The sequence below is a fragment of the Stenotrophomonas sp. Ste96 genome, from assembly GCF_024519495.1.
GTDB lineage: Bacteria > Pseudomonadota > Gammaproteobacteria > Xanthomonadales > Xanthomonadaceae > Stenotrophomonas > Stenotrophomonas bentonitica_A.
In genome coordinates this window covers 39,131-54,088 of sequence record NZ_JALJRX010000002.1, presented here as the reverse complement: position 1 = coordinate 54,088, position 14,958 = coordinate 39,131, and the positions used below count along the sequence as shown (strand labels likewise).

General features: G+C 65.2%; 14 protein-coding genes and 5 tRNA genes. 3 read left to right on the top strand and 16 right to left on the bottom strand.

The annotated features are described in order from the left end of the window. Window positions 1-3: 3 nt before the first annotated feature. The 6 genes from OC373_RS06995 to OC373_RS06970 all read right to left on the bottom strand — a co-directional run bounded on the left by OC373_RS06995 (window position 4) and on the right by OC373_RS06970 (window position 5,443). Window positions 4-1,290, bottom strand: a complete 1,287-nt coding sequence (locus OC373_RS06995) for a nucleotide sugar dehydrogenase (RefSeq protein ID WP_070427078.1) — start codon at window positions 1,288-1,290, stop codon at window positions 4-6. Between the two features lie 303 nt (window positions 1,291-1,593). Continuing rightward, the gene (locus OC373_RS06990; RefSeq protein ID WP_070427077.1) at window positions 1,594-2,049 is read right to left on the bottom strand and encodes a BLUF domain-containing protein; all 456 of its coding nucleotides are present in this window, start codon (window positions 2,047-2,049) and stop codon (window positions 1,594-1,596) included. Window positions 2,050-2,158: 109 nt separating this feature from the next. After that, window positions 2,159-3,214: a TraB/GumN family protein gene (locus OC373_RS06985; RefSeq protein ID WP_261997351.1), complete on the bottom strand. Its 1,056-nt coding sequence runs from the start codon at window positions 3,212-3,214 to the stop codon at window positions 2,159-2,161. A 184-nt stretch (window positions 3,215-3,398) separates the two neighbouring features. Beyond that, a tRNA-Leu gene (locus OC373_RS06980) sits at window positions 3,399-3,485 on the bottom strand. A gap of 66 nt (window positions 3,486-3,551) precedes the next feature. Then, entirely contained in the window at window positions 3,552-4,961 is a 1,410-nt protein-coding gene (gene hemN / locus OC373_RS06975) for an oxygen-independent coproporphyrinogen III oxidase (protein ID WP_070427075.1), read from the bottom strand. A 44-nt stretch (window positions 4,962-5,005) separates the two neighbouring features. Continuing rightward, complete coding sequence (locus OC373_RS06970) at window positions 5,006-5,443, bottom strand: group III truncated hemoglobin (protein ID WP_037553174.1); 438 nt, start codon at window positions 5,441-5,443, stop codon at window positions 5,006-5,008. 188 nt (window positions 5,444-5,631) lie between these two features. Between OC373_RS06970 and OC373_RS06965 the strand changes: the two genes are divergently transcribed. Next, window positions 5,632-5,925 carry a hypothetical protein gene (locus tag OC373_RS06965; protein ID WP_070427074.1) on the top strand — a complete coding sequence of 98 codons (294 nt, stop codon included), beginning with the start codon at window positions 5,632-5,634 and terminating at the stop codon, window positions 5,923-5,925. Window positions 5,926-5,927: 2 nt separating this feature from the next. Further along, window positions 5,928-7,013, top strand: coding sequence for a 4Fe-4S dicluster domain-containing protein (locus OC373_RS06960; RefSeq protein WP_237393522.1), 1,086 nt, complete (start codon window positions 5,928-5,930; stop codon window positions 7,011-7,013). Window positions 7,014-7,067: 54 nt separating this feature from the next. Here OC373_RS06960 and OC373_RS06955 read toward each other — a convergent pair whose 3' ends face one another. From OC373_RS06955 to OC373_RS06920, 8 genes are all read right to left on the bottom strand, one after another. Continuing rightward, window positions 7,068-7,316 carry a hypothetical protein gene (locus OC373_RS06955; protein WP_019183363.1) on the bottom strand — a complete coding sequence of 83 codons (249 nt, stop codon included), beginning with the start codon at window positions 7,314-7,316 and terminating at the stop codon, window positions 7,068-7,070. A 280-nt stretch (window positions 7,317-7,596) separates the two neighbouring features. After that, the gene (locus tag OC373_RS06950) at window positions 7,597-8,058 is read right to left on the bottom strand and encodes a BLUF domain-containing protein (protein WP_070427073.1); all 462 of its coding nucleotides are present in this window, start codon (window positions 8,056-8,058) and stop codon (window positions 7,597-7,599) included. A 151-nt stretch (window positions 8,059-8,209) separates the two neighbouring features. Further along, entirely contained in the window at window positions 8,210-10,264 is a 2,055-nt protein-coding gene (locus OC373_RS06945; RefSeq protein WP_070427072.1) for a PAS domain-containing sensor histidine kinase, read from the bottom strand. Next, on the bottom strand, window positions 10,254-11,753 hold the full coding sequence (locus tag OC373_RS06940) for an ATPase domain-containing protein (RefSeq protein ID WP_070427071.1): 1,500 nt from the start codon (window positions 11,751-11,753) through the stop codon (window positions 10,254-10,256). Before OC373_RS06940 ends, OC373_RS06945 begins: the two co-directional genes overlap by 11 nt. Before the next feature lie 132 nt (window positions 11,754-11,885). Next, window positions 11,886-11,959, bottom strand: a tRNA-Cys gene (locus OC373_RS06935). Window positions 11,960-12,036: 77 nt separating this feature from the next. Then, a tRNA-Gly gene (locus OC373_RS06930) sits at window positions 12,037-12,112 on the bottom strand. A 146-nt stretch (window positions 12,113-12,258) separates the two neighbouring features. Further along, window positions 12,259-12,334, bottom strand: a tRNA-Gly gene (locus OC373_RS06925). Window positions 12,335-12,506: 172 nt separating this feature from the next. Then, window positions 12,507-12,833 (bottom strand): hypothetical protein, encoded by a 327-nt coding sequence (locus OC373_RS06920; RefSeq protein WP_152663769.1) that lies wholly within the window; start codon window positions 12,831-12,833, stop codon window positions 12,507-12,509. 1,047 nt (window positions 12,834-13,880) lie between these two features. On the opposite strand from OC373_RS06920, the gene OC373_RS06915 reads away from it, so the two are divergent. After that, on the top strand, window positions 13,881-14,123 hold the full coding sequence (locus OC373_RS06915) for a hypothetical protein (protein ID WP_261997350.1): 243 nt from the start codon (window positions 13,881-13,883) through the stop codon (window positions 14,121-14,123). Between the two features lie 89 nt (window positions 14,124-14,212). On the opposite strand, the gene OC373_RS06910 is transcribed toward OC373_RS06915, so the two are convergent. Both OC373_RS06910 and pgsA read right to left on the bottom strand, forming a co-directional pair. Further along, a tRNA-Gly gene (locus tag OC373_RS06910) sits at window positions 14,213-14,288 on the bottom strand. 46 nt (window positions 14,289-14,334) lie between these two features. Then, a complete protein-coding gene (pgsA, locus tag OC373_RS06905; RefSeq protein ID WP_019183370.1) occupies window positions 14,335-14,958 on the bottom strand; it encodes a CDP-diacylglycerol--glycerol-3-phosphate 3-phosphatidyltransferase in 624 nt (207 codons plus the stop codon).

Here is a 14,958-nt window from a genome sequence, read left to right as displayed (position 1 = left end):
AGTCTACAGGCGGCCGTCCACCACTTCCCGGGGCCATACGGATTTGACGTCGTACACCACGCCGCCCGGTGCCAACAGCGCGCGCACCTGCGCCGCATCCAGGGCACGGAAACGATCGTGCGCCACGGCGAGCACGACCGCGTCATACCCGCCCGCATCCGGGGCTTCGACCCAACGCACGCCGGCATCAGCCAGCGCCGCCGGACCGACCCACGGGTCCTGCACGTCCACCCGGGCCCCACTGGCCTGCAGGCGCTGCGCCAGTTCCAGCGCGCGGCTGTTGCGCAGGTCCGGGCAGTTCTCCTTGAAGGTCACGCCCAGCACCAGCACCCGGGCCTGGGCGACATCGATGCGGCGCGATGCCAGCAGCGCCAGCACGCGTTGTGCGACGTGCTCGCCGACCCGGTTGTTGACCTGGCGCGCGGTGTGGATCAGATCGGGGTGATAGCCCACGCTCTCGGATTTGTGCAGCAGGTAGTACGGATCCACGCCGATGCAGTGGCCGCCGACCAGGCCGGGCCGGAACGGCAGGAAGTTCCACTTGCTGCCGGCCGCGTCCAGCACATCCTGGGTATCGATGCCGAGCCGATCGAAGATCAGCGCCAGCTCGTTGACCAGGGCGATGTTGACGTCGCGCTGGATGTTCTCGATCACCTTGGCGGCTTCGGCCACGCGGATCGACGGTGCCGGCCACGTGCCTGCGGTGATGATGCTCTTGTACAGGGCATCGACCACCGCGGCGACCTCGGGCGTCGAGCCGGAGGTGATCTTGCGGATGTCCGGCAGCCGCCGCTCGCGGTCGCCCGGGTTGATCCGCTCCGGGCTGTAACCGCAATAGAAATCCTCGTTGAAGCGCAGCCCCGACCCTTCCTCGAGCAGGGGGACGCAGACTTCCTCGGTGGTACCGGGATAGACCGTGGATTCATAGATCACGATGTCGCCGCGCTTGAGCAGGCCGGCAATCAAGGTACTGGCGCTGCGCAGCGGCCCCAGATCGGGCTGCTCATGTGCATCGATCGGGGTCGGCACGGTCACGATGTACACATTGCAGGCGGCCAGATCGGCGGGATCGGCGCTGTAATGCGCATGCACAGCGGCAGCGAGCTCGTCGGCCTCCAGTTCCAGCGTGTGGTCCAGGCCACGCTGCAGCTCGGCGACCCGCGCGCTATCGATGTCGTAGCCCACCGTGGCCTGCTGCCGGCCGAAGGTCACCGTCAACGGCAGCCCGACATAGCCGAGCCCGATGACGCCGATGCGCGGCGCGGCCGCGGCGGAAATGGCCTGGGTCATCGCTCGGCTCCGCATCGCGGAACCGGGCCGGCCAGCAGGCGGGGCGTCATCAGGGGATACGTCATGCGATACGGAGCCGGGATACAGGTCATGCAAGCCTAACGCGCCTGCCCCTGCCCCACAAAGAACAAAGCCGCCGCCCGCGGAGAGTACGGACGACGGCCAAAGGAATAATGGTCCAGCTGCGGTTACTACCCTTTCAGACAGCCTCCAAGGGCAAACCCCGCAAGACTGGTCACAGCTGGTAGGAAGAGGATAGGCGGGCAACCGTGATCATTGTGTTACGGCCAGCGTTGTTCTGCGTTACGAACCCAGCGTCACCGCAGCCGGTTCCAACTCGCCGGAGACACCGGTCCACGCCGCAAGCAGACAGCCAAACCCCGTGGGCGCGTCGCCCACTGCGGGCAGGACGGCCAGAAATCCGTGCCAGGGCGCATCGATGATGCGCGCCAGTGCTTCGGGCTCCACTGCTGCGGAGGCCATCGTCCAGCGGGGGAAGTGGCGGGCACCGACCGACCCGCGCGCAAGCTCGCGCAGATTGGTATGGATGCGCGCGTTGAACACCCGCTGGAATACCGAATCCACGCCATCCTCCGGGCCTTCGAAATACTGCAGGAACCGACGCCCGTCGAACATCAGCACGCCGGTGACGCCGGCCACTTTATTGAATCCCGATGCCGCGCGCAGGATCTGATCGATATCAGACGTTTCGATTCCATCGACAGCGTCGCTGACATAAGCGACCGCATGCAGCGGCATGAAGGATTTCCGGAATGAACTGAAGCTGACTATGCCATGAAGTATTCGCACTGGGTAGACATCGACTGTGTCTGCCATCCCGTTCCGGAAAAGCGCGTCGGCGCACGCCTCATTCCGGGATCTGCACCTCGAATCCACGCTCGCGCAGCTGATCGATGTAGCCGCCGGGCGTGACCAGCGAGGTCACCGGCACCGTCGCGAAGGTCACCGCGTTGCGTGCCAGCGCGTCGCTGGCCATGGAGATCCATTTGCGGTGAGCCTGGGCATCGACGTCGGTCAGGCCGCGGCGGCGCCCGAAGTCACTGTTGGCCACCGCATCCACGCAGGCCACGTACTGCCCTTTCACTGCAAGGCGCTGCAGCGCCTGGATATCACCCACGGCCCAGGCATTGGCCCGCTCGGCCAGCAGCGGCAGCCCGTGCTCGATCACCTCCAGCGTGCGACGGAAGCATTCCACGTCCTGCAGGGCCGTCCCACGCACTTCCTTCAACGCCTGCCGGGGGTCGGCGATCTTGATCGTGACCTGGGTCGACACCGGCTTGAGGCCGTGTGTCTTGCTGGCCTTCTCGATGATCCTGGAGACCGGCGAGGATCGGCCCAGCCCCACATCCTTGAGGGCGGCGGCGTACAACTGCGTCGCCGCCACCAGCGGGCGGTCTTTCTCGATGCCATTGTCGCGCCCGATGTGACGCTGCTTGAGCAGCGCCCAGCGTGCATAGAGATCGGGCGGCAGGACCTCGCGCAGCGTGCGTCCGTCCGGATCGCGCGCCGCCTTCATCGCCGCAGGCGCCAGGGTCAGGCGGCGGAAGAACCCCACATCGGCATCCAGTCTCCAGCCGGGCGAGCCGAGCACCTCCTGGGCACTGGCGATCACCGCCTGCACCTCGTCGGCGCGCCAGTCCAGCTTGGCCGGTAGCGGCGAGACGGTGCCGAGAATCCACAGTGTGTGCCCCTGGCTGTTGCGGACCTGCCACATGCCCGGCCCCGGCTGCACGCCGGAGACCAGCACCGGGGCAAGGTCGATCACCTCGCCCGCCGCTGGCGCCGGTACCGGTACCGGTTCCGGCGCCGGCGCATGGACCTGGGCATTGGCATGGACCGCGCCGCCGAGCAGCACCGCCATGCCCCACACCAGTGCGTTCCTTGCACGTCCTGCGTTGGCCATGTGACCTTTCCGAAGTGAGTTGCTGCGCAGCGTACGGCGGCGCGCGGCCGGCTGCGTAAAGTTTGCGTTGCACCGGAACGCCGGCTGCAACGAACAAGGGCAGCCGGTTGGCTGCCCTCGCGTGGAATCATCACCGGCGTGCGTCGATCGCAGCGCGATCAGAACCCACGCCAAGGGGAAGCCTTGGTGCCCGGGGCCGGAATCGAACCGGCATGGGGTCGCCCCCGGCGGATTTTAAGTCCGATGCGTCTACCAGTTTCGCCACCCGGGCAACGGCGCGCATAGGGTGCCTGATCGCGCCCGGTTTTGGAATGCACGCACGCCGGGGCGACGGCACTCAGATTGCCCTGGAATACCGCACCGGCTGGTCCGGCTGCGCCAGATAACGGTCGAAGCACATCGCCAGCAGCCGCAGCAGCGGGCGCCCGCGTTCGCTGGCGCGCACAACGCCCTGCGCGTAGTCGGCCAGGCCGTCGGCCTGCAGCGTGGCCAGCGCGCGCAGCCCGTCGGCGAAATACGCCTCGAAGTCCACGCCATGCCGTGCTGCCAGCGCGGCGCCATCCACTTCACCCTGGCACATCAGCTGGCCGATCAGCTCGGCGCGCAGTACGTCGTCCTCGTCCAGCTGCAGGCCACGCCAGACCGGCAGGCGCCCTGCATCGACGGCCGCCTCCCAGGCCGGCAGCTCGCGCGGGTTCTGGCTGTAGGTGTCGCCGATGTGGCTGATCGCGCTGGCGCCCAGGCCGACCAGATCGGTATCGGCATGCGTGGTGTAGCCCATGAAGTTGCGGTGCAGCTGGCCCGCGCGTTGTGCCCGCGACAGATCCTCCTCCGGCAATGCGAAGTGGTCCATGCCGATGTATTGATAGCCCGCCTCGGAAAGCCGTTGCACCGCCAGGCCGAGCAGGGCGAGCTTCTGGTCGGGACCGGGCAGATCCGCATCGGCGATCTGGCGCTGCGCGCGGAACAGGTGCGGCAGGTGGGCATAGCCGTAAACCGCCAGGCGATCTGGGCGCTCACGCAATACTGTTTCCAGTGTCTGCGCGAAGCCGGCCAGCGTCTGCTTCGGCAGGCCATAGATCAGGTCGACATTGACCGAGCGCAGCCCGTACTCGCGGCACGCGCGCAGGATGTCCAGGGTGGCCTCCACGCCCTGCTCGCGGTTGATCGCCCTCTGAACGTCCGGATCGAAATCCTGCACGCCCAGGCTGGCGCGGTTGAAGCCCAGCGCGGCAAAGCCGGCGATGTCGGCGCGGGTGACGAAGCGCGGGTCCAGTTCGATGGAGAAATCGCGTGCGGCCGCCGTGCTGAAATTGAAGCGCTCGCGCAGCCCCTCGAGCAGCTCGCGCATCTGCGCTGGCGCGAGGAAGTTCGGCGTGCCGCCACCGAGGTGCAGCTGGATCACTTCGCGGGCCGGATCGAACTGCGGCGCCATCAGGTCCGCCTCGCTCAGCACGCGGGCGACGTAGCTGATGCCCTTGCTGTGGTCGCGGGTGATGACACGGTTGCAGCCGCAGTAGAAGCATGGGCTGCTGCAGTAAGGCACGTGCACATACAGCGACAGCGGCCGGCCGAGCCGGTTGCTGCCGGCGATGGCCTCGCGCAGGGCCAGCTCGCCATACCCGTCATGGAAGTGCGGCGCGGTCGGATAGGAGGTGTAGCGCGGCCCGGGCCGGTCGTGGCGGCGCAGCAGCTCGGGGTCGAAGTGCCAGGCAAGCCCGGCGGCGGCAGGCGAGAAAGTATCCATGCCGCCAGCGTGCACGCGCGCGGGCACGCACGCATTGCGTCAGATCAATTCAGGCCCTGGCGGCCGACCAGCGGCAGGCTGGGCCATCGCAGCATCTGGAAGCGACGCCAGAACGTATCGGCGATCCGCCCGGCAACGTCATCGGCCAGCCGCTGCATCGGCGGATTGCCACATTCGGCGGTGGTCTGCCGGAACAGGGCCAGCCAGCGGTCGAACAGATCGCGGTCGAGCTCATCCATGGCCATGTGCTTGGGCATCGGCGCGCCTTTGAAGCGGCGCGTGCCGCGCAGCATCGCCGACCAGAAATCGACCAGCTGAGCCAGGTGCGCATCCCAGTCGTGAATCCGTGCCGCGAAGACCGGCCCCAGCCGCGGCTCCTCGCGGACGCGCGCATAGAAGTCATGCACCAGCCGGGTGACCTCCTCTTCGCTGCACAGGTCCGGCGCAGGGAGAGGCAGCGCGTTGTCGGTGGGATCGGCCATGAACATCCTCGGGCGGCAACGCCCAGCATCGGCGGCAGCGCGTGCCGCTGCCTTGATCAGAATCAATGAAGGCCGTCGCGAAGCCTTCTAGTCTGGGAGCTCGACAGGAAGCGCGCACCCGCGATCCCGGCCCCCGGTCGGCGCGAAGTATAGCCGTGCCCTGCCCCCTCCTCCTGACCGTGGCCGCAATGAACGACCTGCACGACCCGCCCGACGGCAGCCGCCGACGGCTGATCCAGCAATGGGGCGCCATCCTGTGGCCCAGTTTCGTCGCAGCCGGCCTGGCCAGCGTGGTCTTCTTCGCGTTCGTCGACCCGCTGCGCCTGCGCGACATCACCTTCCCGCAACACGAGATCAGCCGCGAACTGGGCTACACACTGGGGTTCTTCATGTTCTGGGCGATCACCGCCGCCGCCAGCACGATCACCTGGTACCTGCTGCGGCCGATGCCCGGCGACGACGACGATCTGCCGCTGGGGTGACCATGACAGACCGCCTCACCCTGCATCTTGTCGATCCCCCACCGGCACCGCCGCCCACCGTTCGCCGCGCGCCACTGCGCTGGCGGCCGCTGCTGTCGGCGCTGCTGCTGGCCGGCTTCTATGCCCTGCCGTGGCTGCGCTGGGAGGGCCGCCAGGCAGTTTTGTTCGAACTGACCGCGCGCCGTTTCGATCTGTTCGGCTGGACCCTCTGGCCGCAGGACGTGGGCATCCTGCTGGGGCTGGCCGCCGTAATGGCCACCACTCTGGTGCTGCTGACCAACCTGGCTGGCCGGGTCTGGTGCGGCCATGCCTGCCCGCAGACCTTGTGGAGCCGGTTGTTCCGCTGGATCGAACAGGCCGCCGCGCACTGCCTGCCGGCCGCACCGGCCCGCGCGGCCAAGCACCTGCTGTGGCTGCTGGTGGCCGCGTGGACCGGCATCACCTTCGTGGGCTTTTTCAGCCCGATCCACGGTCTGGTCGGTACGCCGTGGCCGCCGGCCTGGAGCGGCTGGGAAACGTTCTGGATCCTGTTCTATGCCGCCGCCACCTGGGGCAATGCGGGCTTCCTGCGTGAACATGTCTGTCGCGAGTTGTGCCCATATGCGCGCGTCCACGGCGTGTTCTGCGACAGCGACACGCCGCGCATGCACTATCACGCGCGCCGCGGTGAACCGCGTGGCCCGCGCGTGGCAGGGCTGGGTGGCGTGCAGGCCCGCGGCCGCGGACTGCTCGACCCCACCAGCGCCAGCGATTACGCGTTCCGCGCCGCGCATGAGGACATCGCCGGCCCCATGCCGCACTTCAGCGCCGATCGGCTCGGCGATTGCCTGGATTGCGGGGACTGCGTCACCGTCTGCCCGATGGCGCTGGACGTGCGCGCCGGGCCACATGCCGATTGCATCGGCTGTGGCGACTGCCAGGACGCCTGCGATGCGCGCATGCGTGCGTGGCAGTTCCCGACCGGTCTGATCCGCCGTGCCAGCCCGTCAGCCATGCAGCAACGCCCGCCACGCTGGATCCGCCCGCGCACGCTTGCCGCGGCGAGCACGCTGCTGGCCCTGCTGGGCATCGGTCTCCATTACCTGTAGTGGCGCCGCGCTGGCAGTTGTCCCCGTCCCGATTCCCGGTCCCCCGACCCGGTTTCAGCGAGCGCGCGGTCGCGCACTGCGTGGGGGCACCAACTGGGCGCGCCGCACGATCCCCAACTGTTCGATGATCAACGCCAGCTCATTGGTGACACGGGTTCGCGCGGTGCCCTGCGCCGGTGGGACCAGTCGCTCCAGCACGCGTTGGTAGGTGGACCAGAATTCCGGGCCGCAGCCATGTTTCACGTAGCTGGCTTCCAGCTCGGTTCGCACTCCGTCAGCCAAGTCATGTTCGCCGTATTCCATACGACCTCCGTGGGACTTGCTTGCTTCAGGGACGACAAAACCCCCTCAGGGGCGGATTCACTTCGGGTTCACTTAAAATTTGCACTTCCTTTGCATTAAGTCAATTACCACACGGCCAAAGGCGACGCCCCCGATGAATGGTTCATCTCGCGCCTGCGCCCGTATCTGCATCATGCAGGGCGCATATTGACAGCAGCATGTCAGCGCGGCGGCGGGTACTCCGCCTCTGGCCGGCTCCCCCTGGTATCAGCCCCTGCGGGTAAACCCTACAGGGGTCATCTCATTCCGCTGCCGAGCGCACCGGCTGCGACGCGGCCTGCCCGGGCAGGTGCGGGGCGACGAACTGCAGCAGCCGCTCCATTCCGCTGCCCACCGGCGCGCCGCCGGCGATACGGTCTGCGAAGGCCTCCCAGTCACCTGCCGAGAGCATCTCGATCAAGGCAGGCTCCACGCCCAGCCAGCGCATGCTCCAGTACGGGAAAAAGCGCTGCGGTACGCGCGCGTGGCCGAGCTTGTGGATGGCGCGATGGCTCCGCGCCTGCAATACCCGCTCATGCACCGCCGACACCCCGTCATCGGGACCTTCGAAGTACTGCAGGAAACGACTGCCGTCGCACAGCAGTACGCCGGTCACCCCCGCCAGGCTGTTGAAGCGGATGGCATCCTCGACAAGGGCGTCAAGATGCGCCGCAGCCAGCGGGCCCGCAACGTCGCTGACATACGCGATCGCGCATAAGGGCATGGGTAAACTCCGACATTCTCAAAGCACTATGCTGGCACTTTCAGGTATCTAAATAAAGCCGCTGGCTGAAGCATTCAGATGCCGCCGCAAACGAAAGTTTCGATCGCGCGGTGCTTTCGTCACCCAGGCCGCCGCAGGCAGCCGCGCGCACTCACTGCCGCGTGGCGATCGAACTACGTACTGCCTCACTGAACGCATCGAGCAGGAACGGCTTGGCGATCATCGCCATGCCGTTGTCGAGGAACGCCGAGCGTTCCTGCGCCTTCTCCGCGTAGCCGGTCATGAACAGCACCGGCAGGGATGGCCGGGTCTGCCGCGCGATTTCCGCCAGTTGCCGTCCATTGAGACCGGGCAGCCCGACATCGGTGATCAGCAGGTCGATCTTCTTCGACGAGCCGAGGATGGGAATGGCGCCATCGGCGTCGCCGACCACCTCGGCGGTATACCCGAGATCCTCAAGCACCACCGTCACCAGCATCCGCACCTGCTCGTCGTCCTCCACCACCAGGATCGACTGCCCGGCGCCAAGCGATACCGCCTGTGCGTTCGGCGTGTCCTCATCCTCGGCCGGGTCGTGCACCACCGGCATGAACAACGACACCGTCGTGCCCTGCCCCGGCGTGGAGTCCACGGTGATGTGGCCCCCGGACTGCTGCATGAAGCCGTAGATCATCGACATGCCCAGCCCGGTGCCCTTGCCGATCGGCTTGGTGGTGAAGAACGGCTCGAAGATCCGTTCGACCACCTCCGGCGGCATGCCGGTGCCGGTATCGGACACGGCCACCACGGCGTACTCGCCGGCCGGGATGGTCGGCACCTCCGCCTCGGCGACATGCACATGCGAGGTGCGCAGCCGCAACTCTCCACCATCGGGCATGGCATCGCGTGCATTGATCGCTAGGTTGAGCAGCGCGCTTTCAAACTGGTTGCTGTCCAGGTTCGCGCGCAGCGGGGTATCGCTGGTCACCATCTGGATGCGGATCGTTTCCCCCAGGGTGCTGCGCAGCAGGTGCTGGACCGACCCCACCAGTGCGTTGAGTTCGACGGTTTTCGAATCCAGCGATTGCCGGCGCGAGAACGCCAGCAGGCGCTGGGTCAACGCGGCCGCACGCTGGCTGGAGGCGGTGGCGGCATCCAGGAACCGTTCCAACCCTTCCATGCGCCCCATCTCCACGCGCATGCGCATGATGTCCAGCGAGGACAGGATGCCGGTCAGCATGTTGTTGAAGTCATGCGCGATGCCGCCGGTGAGCTGGCCGATCGCATCCATCTTCTGCGACTGGCGCAGTGCGGCTTCGCTGGCTTCGCGCGCGGCCATCTGGTGTTCCAGTTCGGCGGTGCGCTCGGCCACCATCGCCTCCAGGTCCAGCGCGTGCTGCTGGCTGGTCTCCAGGGCCAGTTTGGAGGCGGTGATGTCGGTGACGAACACATGGAACCCGTCCGGCGTGCCATCCGCATCAACGCGTGGCGAGTAGCGGATCTCACTGTCGCGCCGCCGGCCATCGCTGAACGGCCAGTTCGCCTCGAATACGATGTGCTCGCCGGCCAGCGCACGTTCGATCAACGGCCGGCGACTGGTCCACACTTCCTGCCCGAACACGTCGGGCACGCGCCTGCCGATCACGTCCGAAACCGGCCGCTCGAACCAGGCTTCATACGCCTTGTTGGCGAAGCGGTAATTCAGGTCACGGTCGATGAAGGCGATCAGCACCGGCATCGCGTCGGCCACCAGGCGCAGCTCGGCTTCGCTGCGCTCCAGCGCGGCACGCCCATCGGCCAGCGCCCGCATCTGGTCACGCACCAGGAACTGCTTGTCGCGCGCACGCAGCGCACTGCGCACCGAACTCAGCAGCGAGCTGCTGCCCAGTGGCCGGTCCAGTTCGATGATGTTGATCGCCAGCTGCAGGCCGGCGTCGGCCAATGGCCGCTTCTGCGAGCGCGGGGACCGCAGCAGGATGAAGGGAATATCCGACCAGGACGGTTGCCGGGCCAGGGGCTCGAGCAGGGCAGCCGTGCCTTTCGCCACGGCCTCCTCGGTGACCACCACCGCGCCCACCTCGTCATCGAGCGCGTCGGCCAACCGCGCCAGGCTCTCCTGGATCGTGGTCCGCAACCCGGCGGCGTTGAGCACGGCAGCGATGCTCGGCGCATCACGCCCGAACGGTGCAACGATGTGCACCACGCCGGACGTGGCGTCAGTCTGCACGGGTGTGGCCGAGCAGATGCGCCGTATTGCCCACGAATTCCGGTGTGCCGGTCAGGATCCCCTTGAACTCGTTGAGGGGCGCACTGAGCGAAATGCCCTTGCCGTCGATGTTCAGCTCGCGGATCGTGTTCTCGTGTGCACCGCCGCGGTTCTTGATCACCGAGATCGCTTTGCGGATCCGCCCCTGCGACTCGAAGAAGCGGAACAGTACGACCGAGTCGGCGATGTAGGACACGTTGAGATTGCCCGTGGACATGGTGCCGACCAGGCCATGCTGCGGATTGATCAGGATGGTCGCCACGCCCCGCTGGTTGAGATAGGAGAGCATCTCGTGCAGCTGGAGCATCAGCTGCTTTTCCTGCGGCATCGCCGTGACGTAGCCGTTGAGGCTGTCGATCACCAGCAGGCGGCACTGACGTTCTTCCACCGCACGCTGCATGTTCCAGGCGAACTCGCCCGGCGAGATCTCGGCCGGGTCCACCTGCTGGATCTCCAGCAGCCCCGTCTCCAGATGTTTGCTGAGATCGATGTCCAATGACTCCGCGCGGGCCAGCAAGGTGCCGATGCGCTCATCGAATTCGAAGATGCAGCAATGCTCACCGCGCTCGCACGCGGCCCACACATACTGCAGCGCCACGTTGGTCTTGCCGCTGCCGGCCGGGCCGGTCAGCAACGTGCTGGTGCCCCGCAGCGGTCCACCACCGAGCAGGCTGTCGATCTCGCCCACCCCGCTGCTGATCGGGGTACCGTTGAATTTGGCGTGATGGTCCGAGGCGATCAGTCGCGGGAACACCTCCAGACCGCCCTCGCGGATGGTCATGTCGTGGTAGCCGGCAGTGAAGTTCACCCCGCGCAGTTTCTGCACATGCATTCGCCGCCGGGCCGGACCGAAATCCAGCGTCAGTCGTTCCAGCGATACGACGCCATGACACAGGCTGTGCAGCTGGCCATCACGCTCCTCGCCGGAGGCGGTCATGTCATCGACCAGCACAACGGTTGCGCTCTTCGGCGCGAAGAACTGCTTGAGCGACAGAATCTGCCGGCGATAGCGCAGCGGATCCTGCGAGAGCAATCGCAGCTCGGAGAGCGAGTCAAACACCACCCGGTGCGGCTTGATGCGCTCCACCTCGCCCAGGATCAGCTTGACCGTCTCATCCAGCTCGACCTCCCAGGAGTGCAGGACCGACTGCATGCGGCCATCGCCCAGTGCTTCCTCGGCCGAGGCCAGCTCGAACAGGTCCAGCCCGTCCAGCGACCAGCCGTGGGCATTGGCGACTTCCCGGAGTTCGTCAGCCGTCTCGGAGAGCGTGATGTACAGGCAGCGCTCCCCCTTGCTCAACCCGTGCAGCAGGAACTGCAGGGACAGCGTGGTCTTGCCTGAGCCGGGCGGACCCTCGAGCAGATACAGCCGCCCCTGCGGGAAGCCCCCGCCCAGGATGCTGTCGAGGCCTTCGATACCCGTCGCTACGCGTGCTTTTTGTGTCTGCATAAGGCTGCCAATATGGACGGGCGCAGCATACGAAGCGGGTTGTGTAGGCCCTGTCGGCTCTCGCCTGCGAAACTGAATGGAGGCCCACAACGCACAAAGCCCGCATGCGCGGGCTCTGGGCTACTTTCTATTTGGAGGCCTGGGTCGGAATTGAACCGGCGTACGCGGATTTGCAGTCCGCTGCATGACCACTCTGCCACCAGGCCGGTGACCCTACGATCATCGGAGGCGTGTTGCATGCCCCGATAGAACAAGACCCCGAGAACGGGGCCTGGTCAGGATTTGGAGCGGGAAACGAGACTCGAACTCGCGACCTCAACCTTGGCAAGGTTGCGCTCTACCAACTGAGCTATTCCCGCAAAATCAAGCGTGCATGTTACCGAAACCACTCGAAACACACCAGCTTTTTCACACTTTTTTTCACATCCCGGCCAATGCTTCCGGACCGGATGCCCGCGTGCCACCGCGGAGAAAAACAAGGCCCCGAGGGGGCCCTGTCGAAATCTGGAGCGGGAAACGAGACTCGAACTCGCGACCTCAACCTTGGCAAGGTTGCGCTCTACCAACTGAGCTATTCCCGCAGACTTTCGCTTGCCCCGACGGCACCGCACCCTGGGGTGCTGGAGGCTGTCGGCCCCTCGACCTGCGTCGAAGGAGCGCTATTCTGTCGGAATTCCTTCACGTCGTCAACATCCTTTTTGCTGCATTTCCGTGCGTTGCCCCGGGCCGTGCGAGCCAAGGGATCCACCCCGGCTACACCCGCATCCCCTGCCGGTGGAAATAGCTCTGTTCGGCGATCCGCTGCATCGCGCCGAACTGCAGCATCAAGTCGATCGGCCACTCCACCTGCAGGTGCTCCATCGCCCAGCGCAACGCGCGTCTGGACCGGAACCTGGGCGCCACCCGCGCCACTGCGGCTTCGGCCGGCCGCCCCTCGTCGCGCAATGGCAGGGCGACCGCATCGCCTACCGCCCAGCCGTGCCGCCAGGACGAATGGATGCCGCCGGCCGAGCGGGGCAACACATCCCGGCCGCGTCGCCTGAGGATCACGCCCGGGCCGGTGATCGGCCCATCGCGCACTCCACACGGCACTCGGTCGCACTAAGGCAGATGCCCGAGTGGGGATTAAGCCGAACCTTCGACGTGTCTGAACATTGCAACTCGTTGCATGGCTTGGCCGCAGGGTCTGGCACATCCTCAGTTGAAACGCAGGTCTGCCGTAGCAACCATGGCGCTGCATTTGGCGCCACCAGCCCGGGCGGCAATGGAAGGAACCGAGCTGGAATCAGCTACAGGGAATCTCCTTTGATGCCTACTGGAGACGCCTCCATGACCTAATACGCGAGCAGAGCAACGGATCACTCCAATGAACTCATCTTTGTCATGGACGAACAAGCTGGATAGCTGGAGGACGAAGTTGCAAGGAACAGAACGACGTTACCCATAAGCCCAGCCCTCATGAAAAACACAATAGCGAAATTGTGGGAACAGGAATTACTTCCAATCAAGGACGCCATCTACTTCTCCAACGGGGAGTCTCACGAATGCAGGATTACGACCCATCCAGTTCCGAGCATAAACGTCGGGGAGAAATTAAGCCTTGACGACTTTAACGAACACGATAAGCGGGACGTCTGCGCCATAGACATTTTCAAGGAACCCCTCTCACCTACCCAGCAAAACAACTGGACATAAATGAAAATCACTAACGGGAAAAGGGTAGAACTTCGCACCTTCTTTGGCACAAGCACTCCAAGCCAACCCACGCGCGCCTCCGAAAATTACTGGAAGCTCATCGGACAGGCCGGAACGGTTATAGCGCAAGAGAATGAGTCCAGCCTTCCTAGACACAAACTCGGCAGCCGGGTACTAGTCGAATTCACCGCATGCATCACTGATCTTGGTCTCATCTGCCACAACGAAGTACGAGACAGCCTCTGGATCCTAGTGACAGACCTAGTCATAGCCCCGGAGAATCAACCATCAAGTTCGACAGAGCAAGCTAATACCTGACAACTTTATCTCGGGTCCGTCGATATCCCATATCCCCAATGACTTACCGAGTGCGTCATCCTTCCCATCATCATCTCCGGCACGAGCACCCACGTCCTCTCCAATGCGTGGATGATGTTGACTGACCTAAGCAACGTGATCCCGAGCGAATCCTCGATCCTGTGGTTCGAACCCTATGTGATGAACCAGGGCTCAGCGAACTACTGGCGTTACGGCAAGGACCGCACGAACTATTACCACTTCGTGCACACGGCGCAGGCGCTCTATGTGTACCTGCCCATCGAGAACAGCTGCCCGGGGTTCGACCGCGAGAACATCCGCACGTGGTGCAACGTCCGGATCGGAATGCGCCACTGACCGCAGACACGCGCATGCGAAAAAAGCGACCCGGAAGGTCGCTTTTTTCGGCATTTCCCTTCGCGACGGATCGCGATGGAAACAGTATCTGGAGCGGGAAACGAGACTCGAACTCGCGACCTCAACCTTGGCAAGGTTGCGCTCTACCAACTGAGCTATTCCCGCTTGGGAGGCGAAATTCTACAGCCAAACGAGGGGCTGTCAACAGCCCTCATGCATTTTTTTTCGCTTTGGCGTTCTCACGCGCAAGGCGCTCGTCCTCGCGCAGGCTCGGCCATGCCGCGTGCAGGTACTGCAGGCCCGACCACAGCGTGAGAATCGAGGCGATGGCCAGGGTCCAGTCACCGATATGGAAGACCTGGGTACCCATCCAGATGTCCTGCATCGGGGTGTGCGGCGCCACCGAGTACAGCAGGCACAGCAGCGCGATCATCTGCGCGGTGGTTTTCACCTTGCCGATCACCGCCACGCGCACCTTCGCACGCTGGCCGATTTCGGCCATCCATTCGCGCAGTGCCGATACGGCAATCTCGCGGCCGACGATCACCGCCGCCCACACCGCCATCCACGCAGTGGGATGGCCCTGCACGATCAGGAACAGTGCCACGGCCACCATCAGCTTGTCCGCGACCGGGTCGAGGAAGGCGCCGAACGCGGACTGCAGGTCGTAACGGCGGGCAATCCAGCCGTCGAGCCAGTCGGTGAGCGCGGCCAGGCCGAAGATCGCCGCGGAAGCGAAATTGGTCCACTTGTAGGGGAGATAGAACACCAGCACCAGGACGGGGATCATCACGATCCGCAGCAGGGTCAGCCAGGTGGGGAGGGTCAACTTCAT

Bases quoted from the DNA above. Each gene is read 5' to 3' on its own strand.
- OC373_RS06995 (WP_070427078.1), bottom strand. From the start codon at position 1,290: ATGACCCAGGCCATTTCCGCCGCGGCCGCGCCGCGCATCGGCGTCATC.
- OC373_RS06990 (WP_070427077.1), bottom strand. From the start codon at position 2,049: ATGCCGCTGCATGCGGTCGCTTATGTCAGCGACGCTGTCGATGGAATC.
- OC373_RS06985 (WP_261997351.1), bottom strand. From the start codon at position 3,214: ATGGCCAACGCAGGACGTGCAAGGAACGCACTGGTGTGGGGCATGGCG.
- hemN (WP_070427075.1), bottom strand. From the start codon at position 4,961: ATGGATACTTTCTCGCCTGCCGCCGCCGGGCTTGCCTGGCACTTCGAC.
- OC373_RS06970 (WP_037553174.1), bottom strand. From the start codon at position 5,443: ATGGCCGATCCCACCGACAACGCGCTGCCTCTCCCTGCGCCGGACCTG.
- OC373_RS06965 (WP_070427074.1), top strand. From the start codon at position 5,632: ATGAACGACCTGCACGACCCGCCCGACGGCAGCCGCCGACGGCTGATC.
- OC373_RS06960 (WP_237393522.1), top strand. From the start codon at position 5,928: ATGACAGACCGCCTCACCCTGCATCTTGTCGATCCCCCACCGGCACCG.
- OC373_RS06955 (WP_019183363.1), bottom strand. From the start codon at position 7,316: ATGGAATACGGCGAACATGACTTGGCTGACGGAGTGCGAACCGAGCTG.
- OC373_RS06950 (WP_070427073.1), bottom strand. From the start codon at position 8,058: ATGCCCTTATGCGCGATCGCGTATGTCAGCGACGTTGCGGGCCCGCTG.
- OC373_RS06940 (WP_070427071.1), bottom strand. From the start codon at position 11,753: ATGCAGACACAAAAAGCACGCGTAGCGACGGGTATCGAAGGCCTCGAC.
- OC373_RS06915 (WP_261997350.1), top strand. From the start codon at position 13,881: ATGTTGACTGACCTAAGCAACGTGATCCCGAGCGAATCCTCGATCCTG.
- pgsA (WP_019183370.1), bottom strand. From the start codon at position 14,958: ATGAAGTTGACCCTCCCCACCTGGCTGACCCTGCTGCGGATCGTGATG.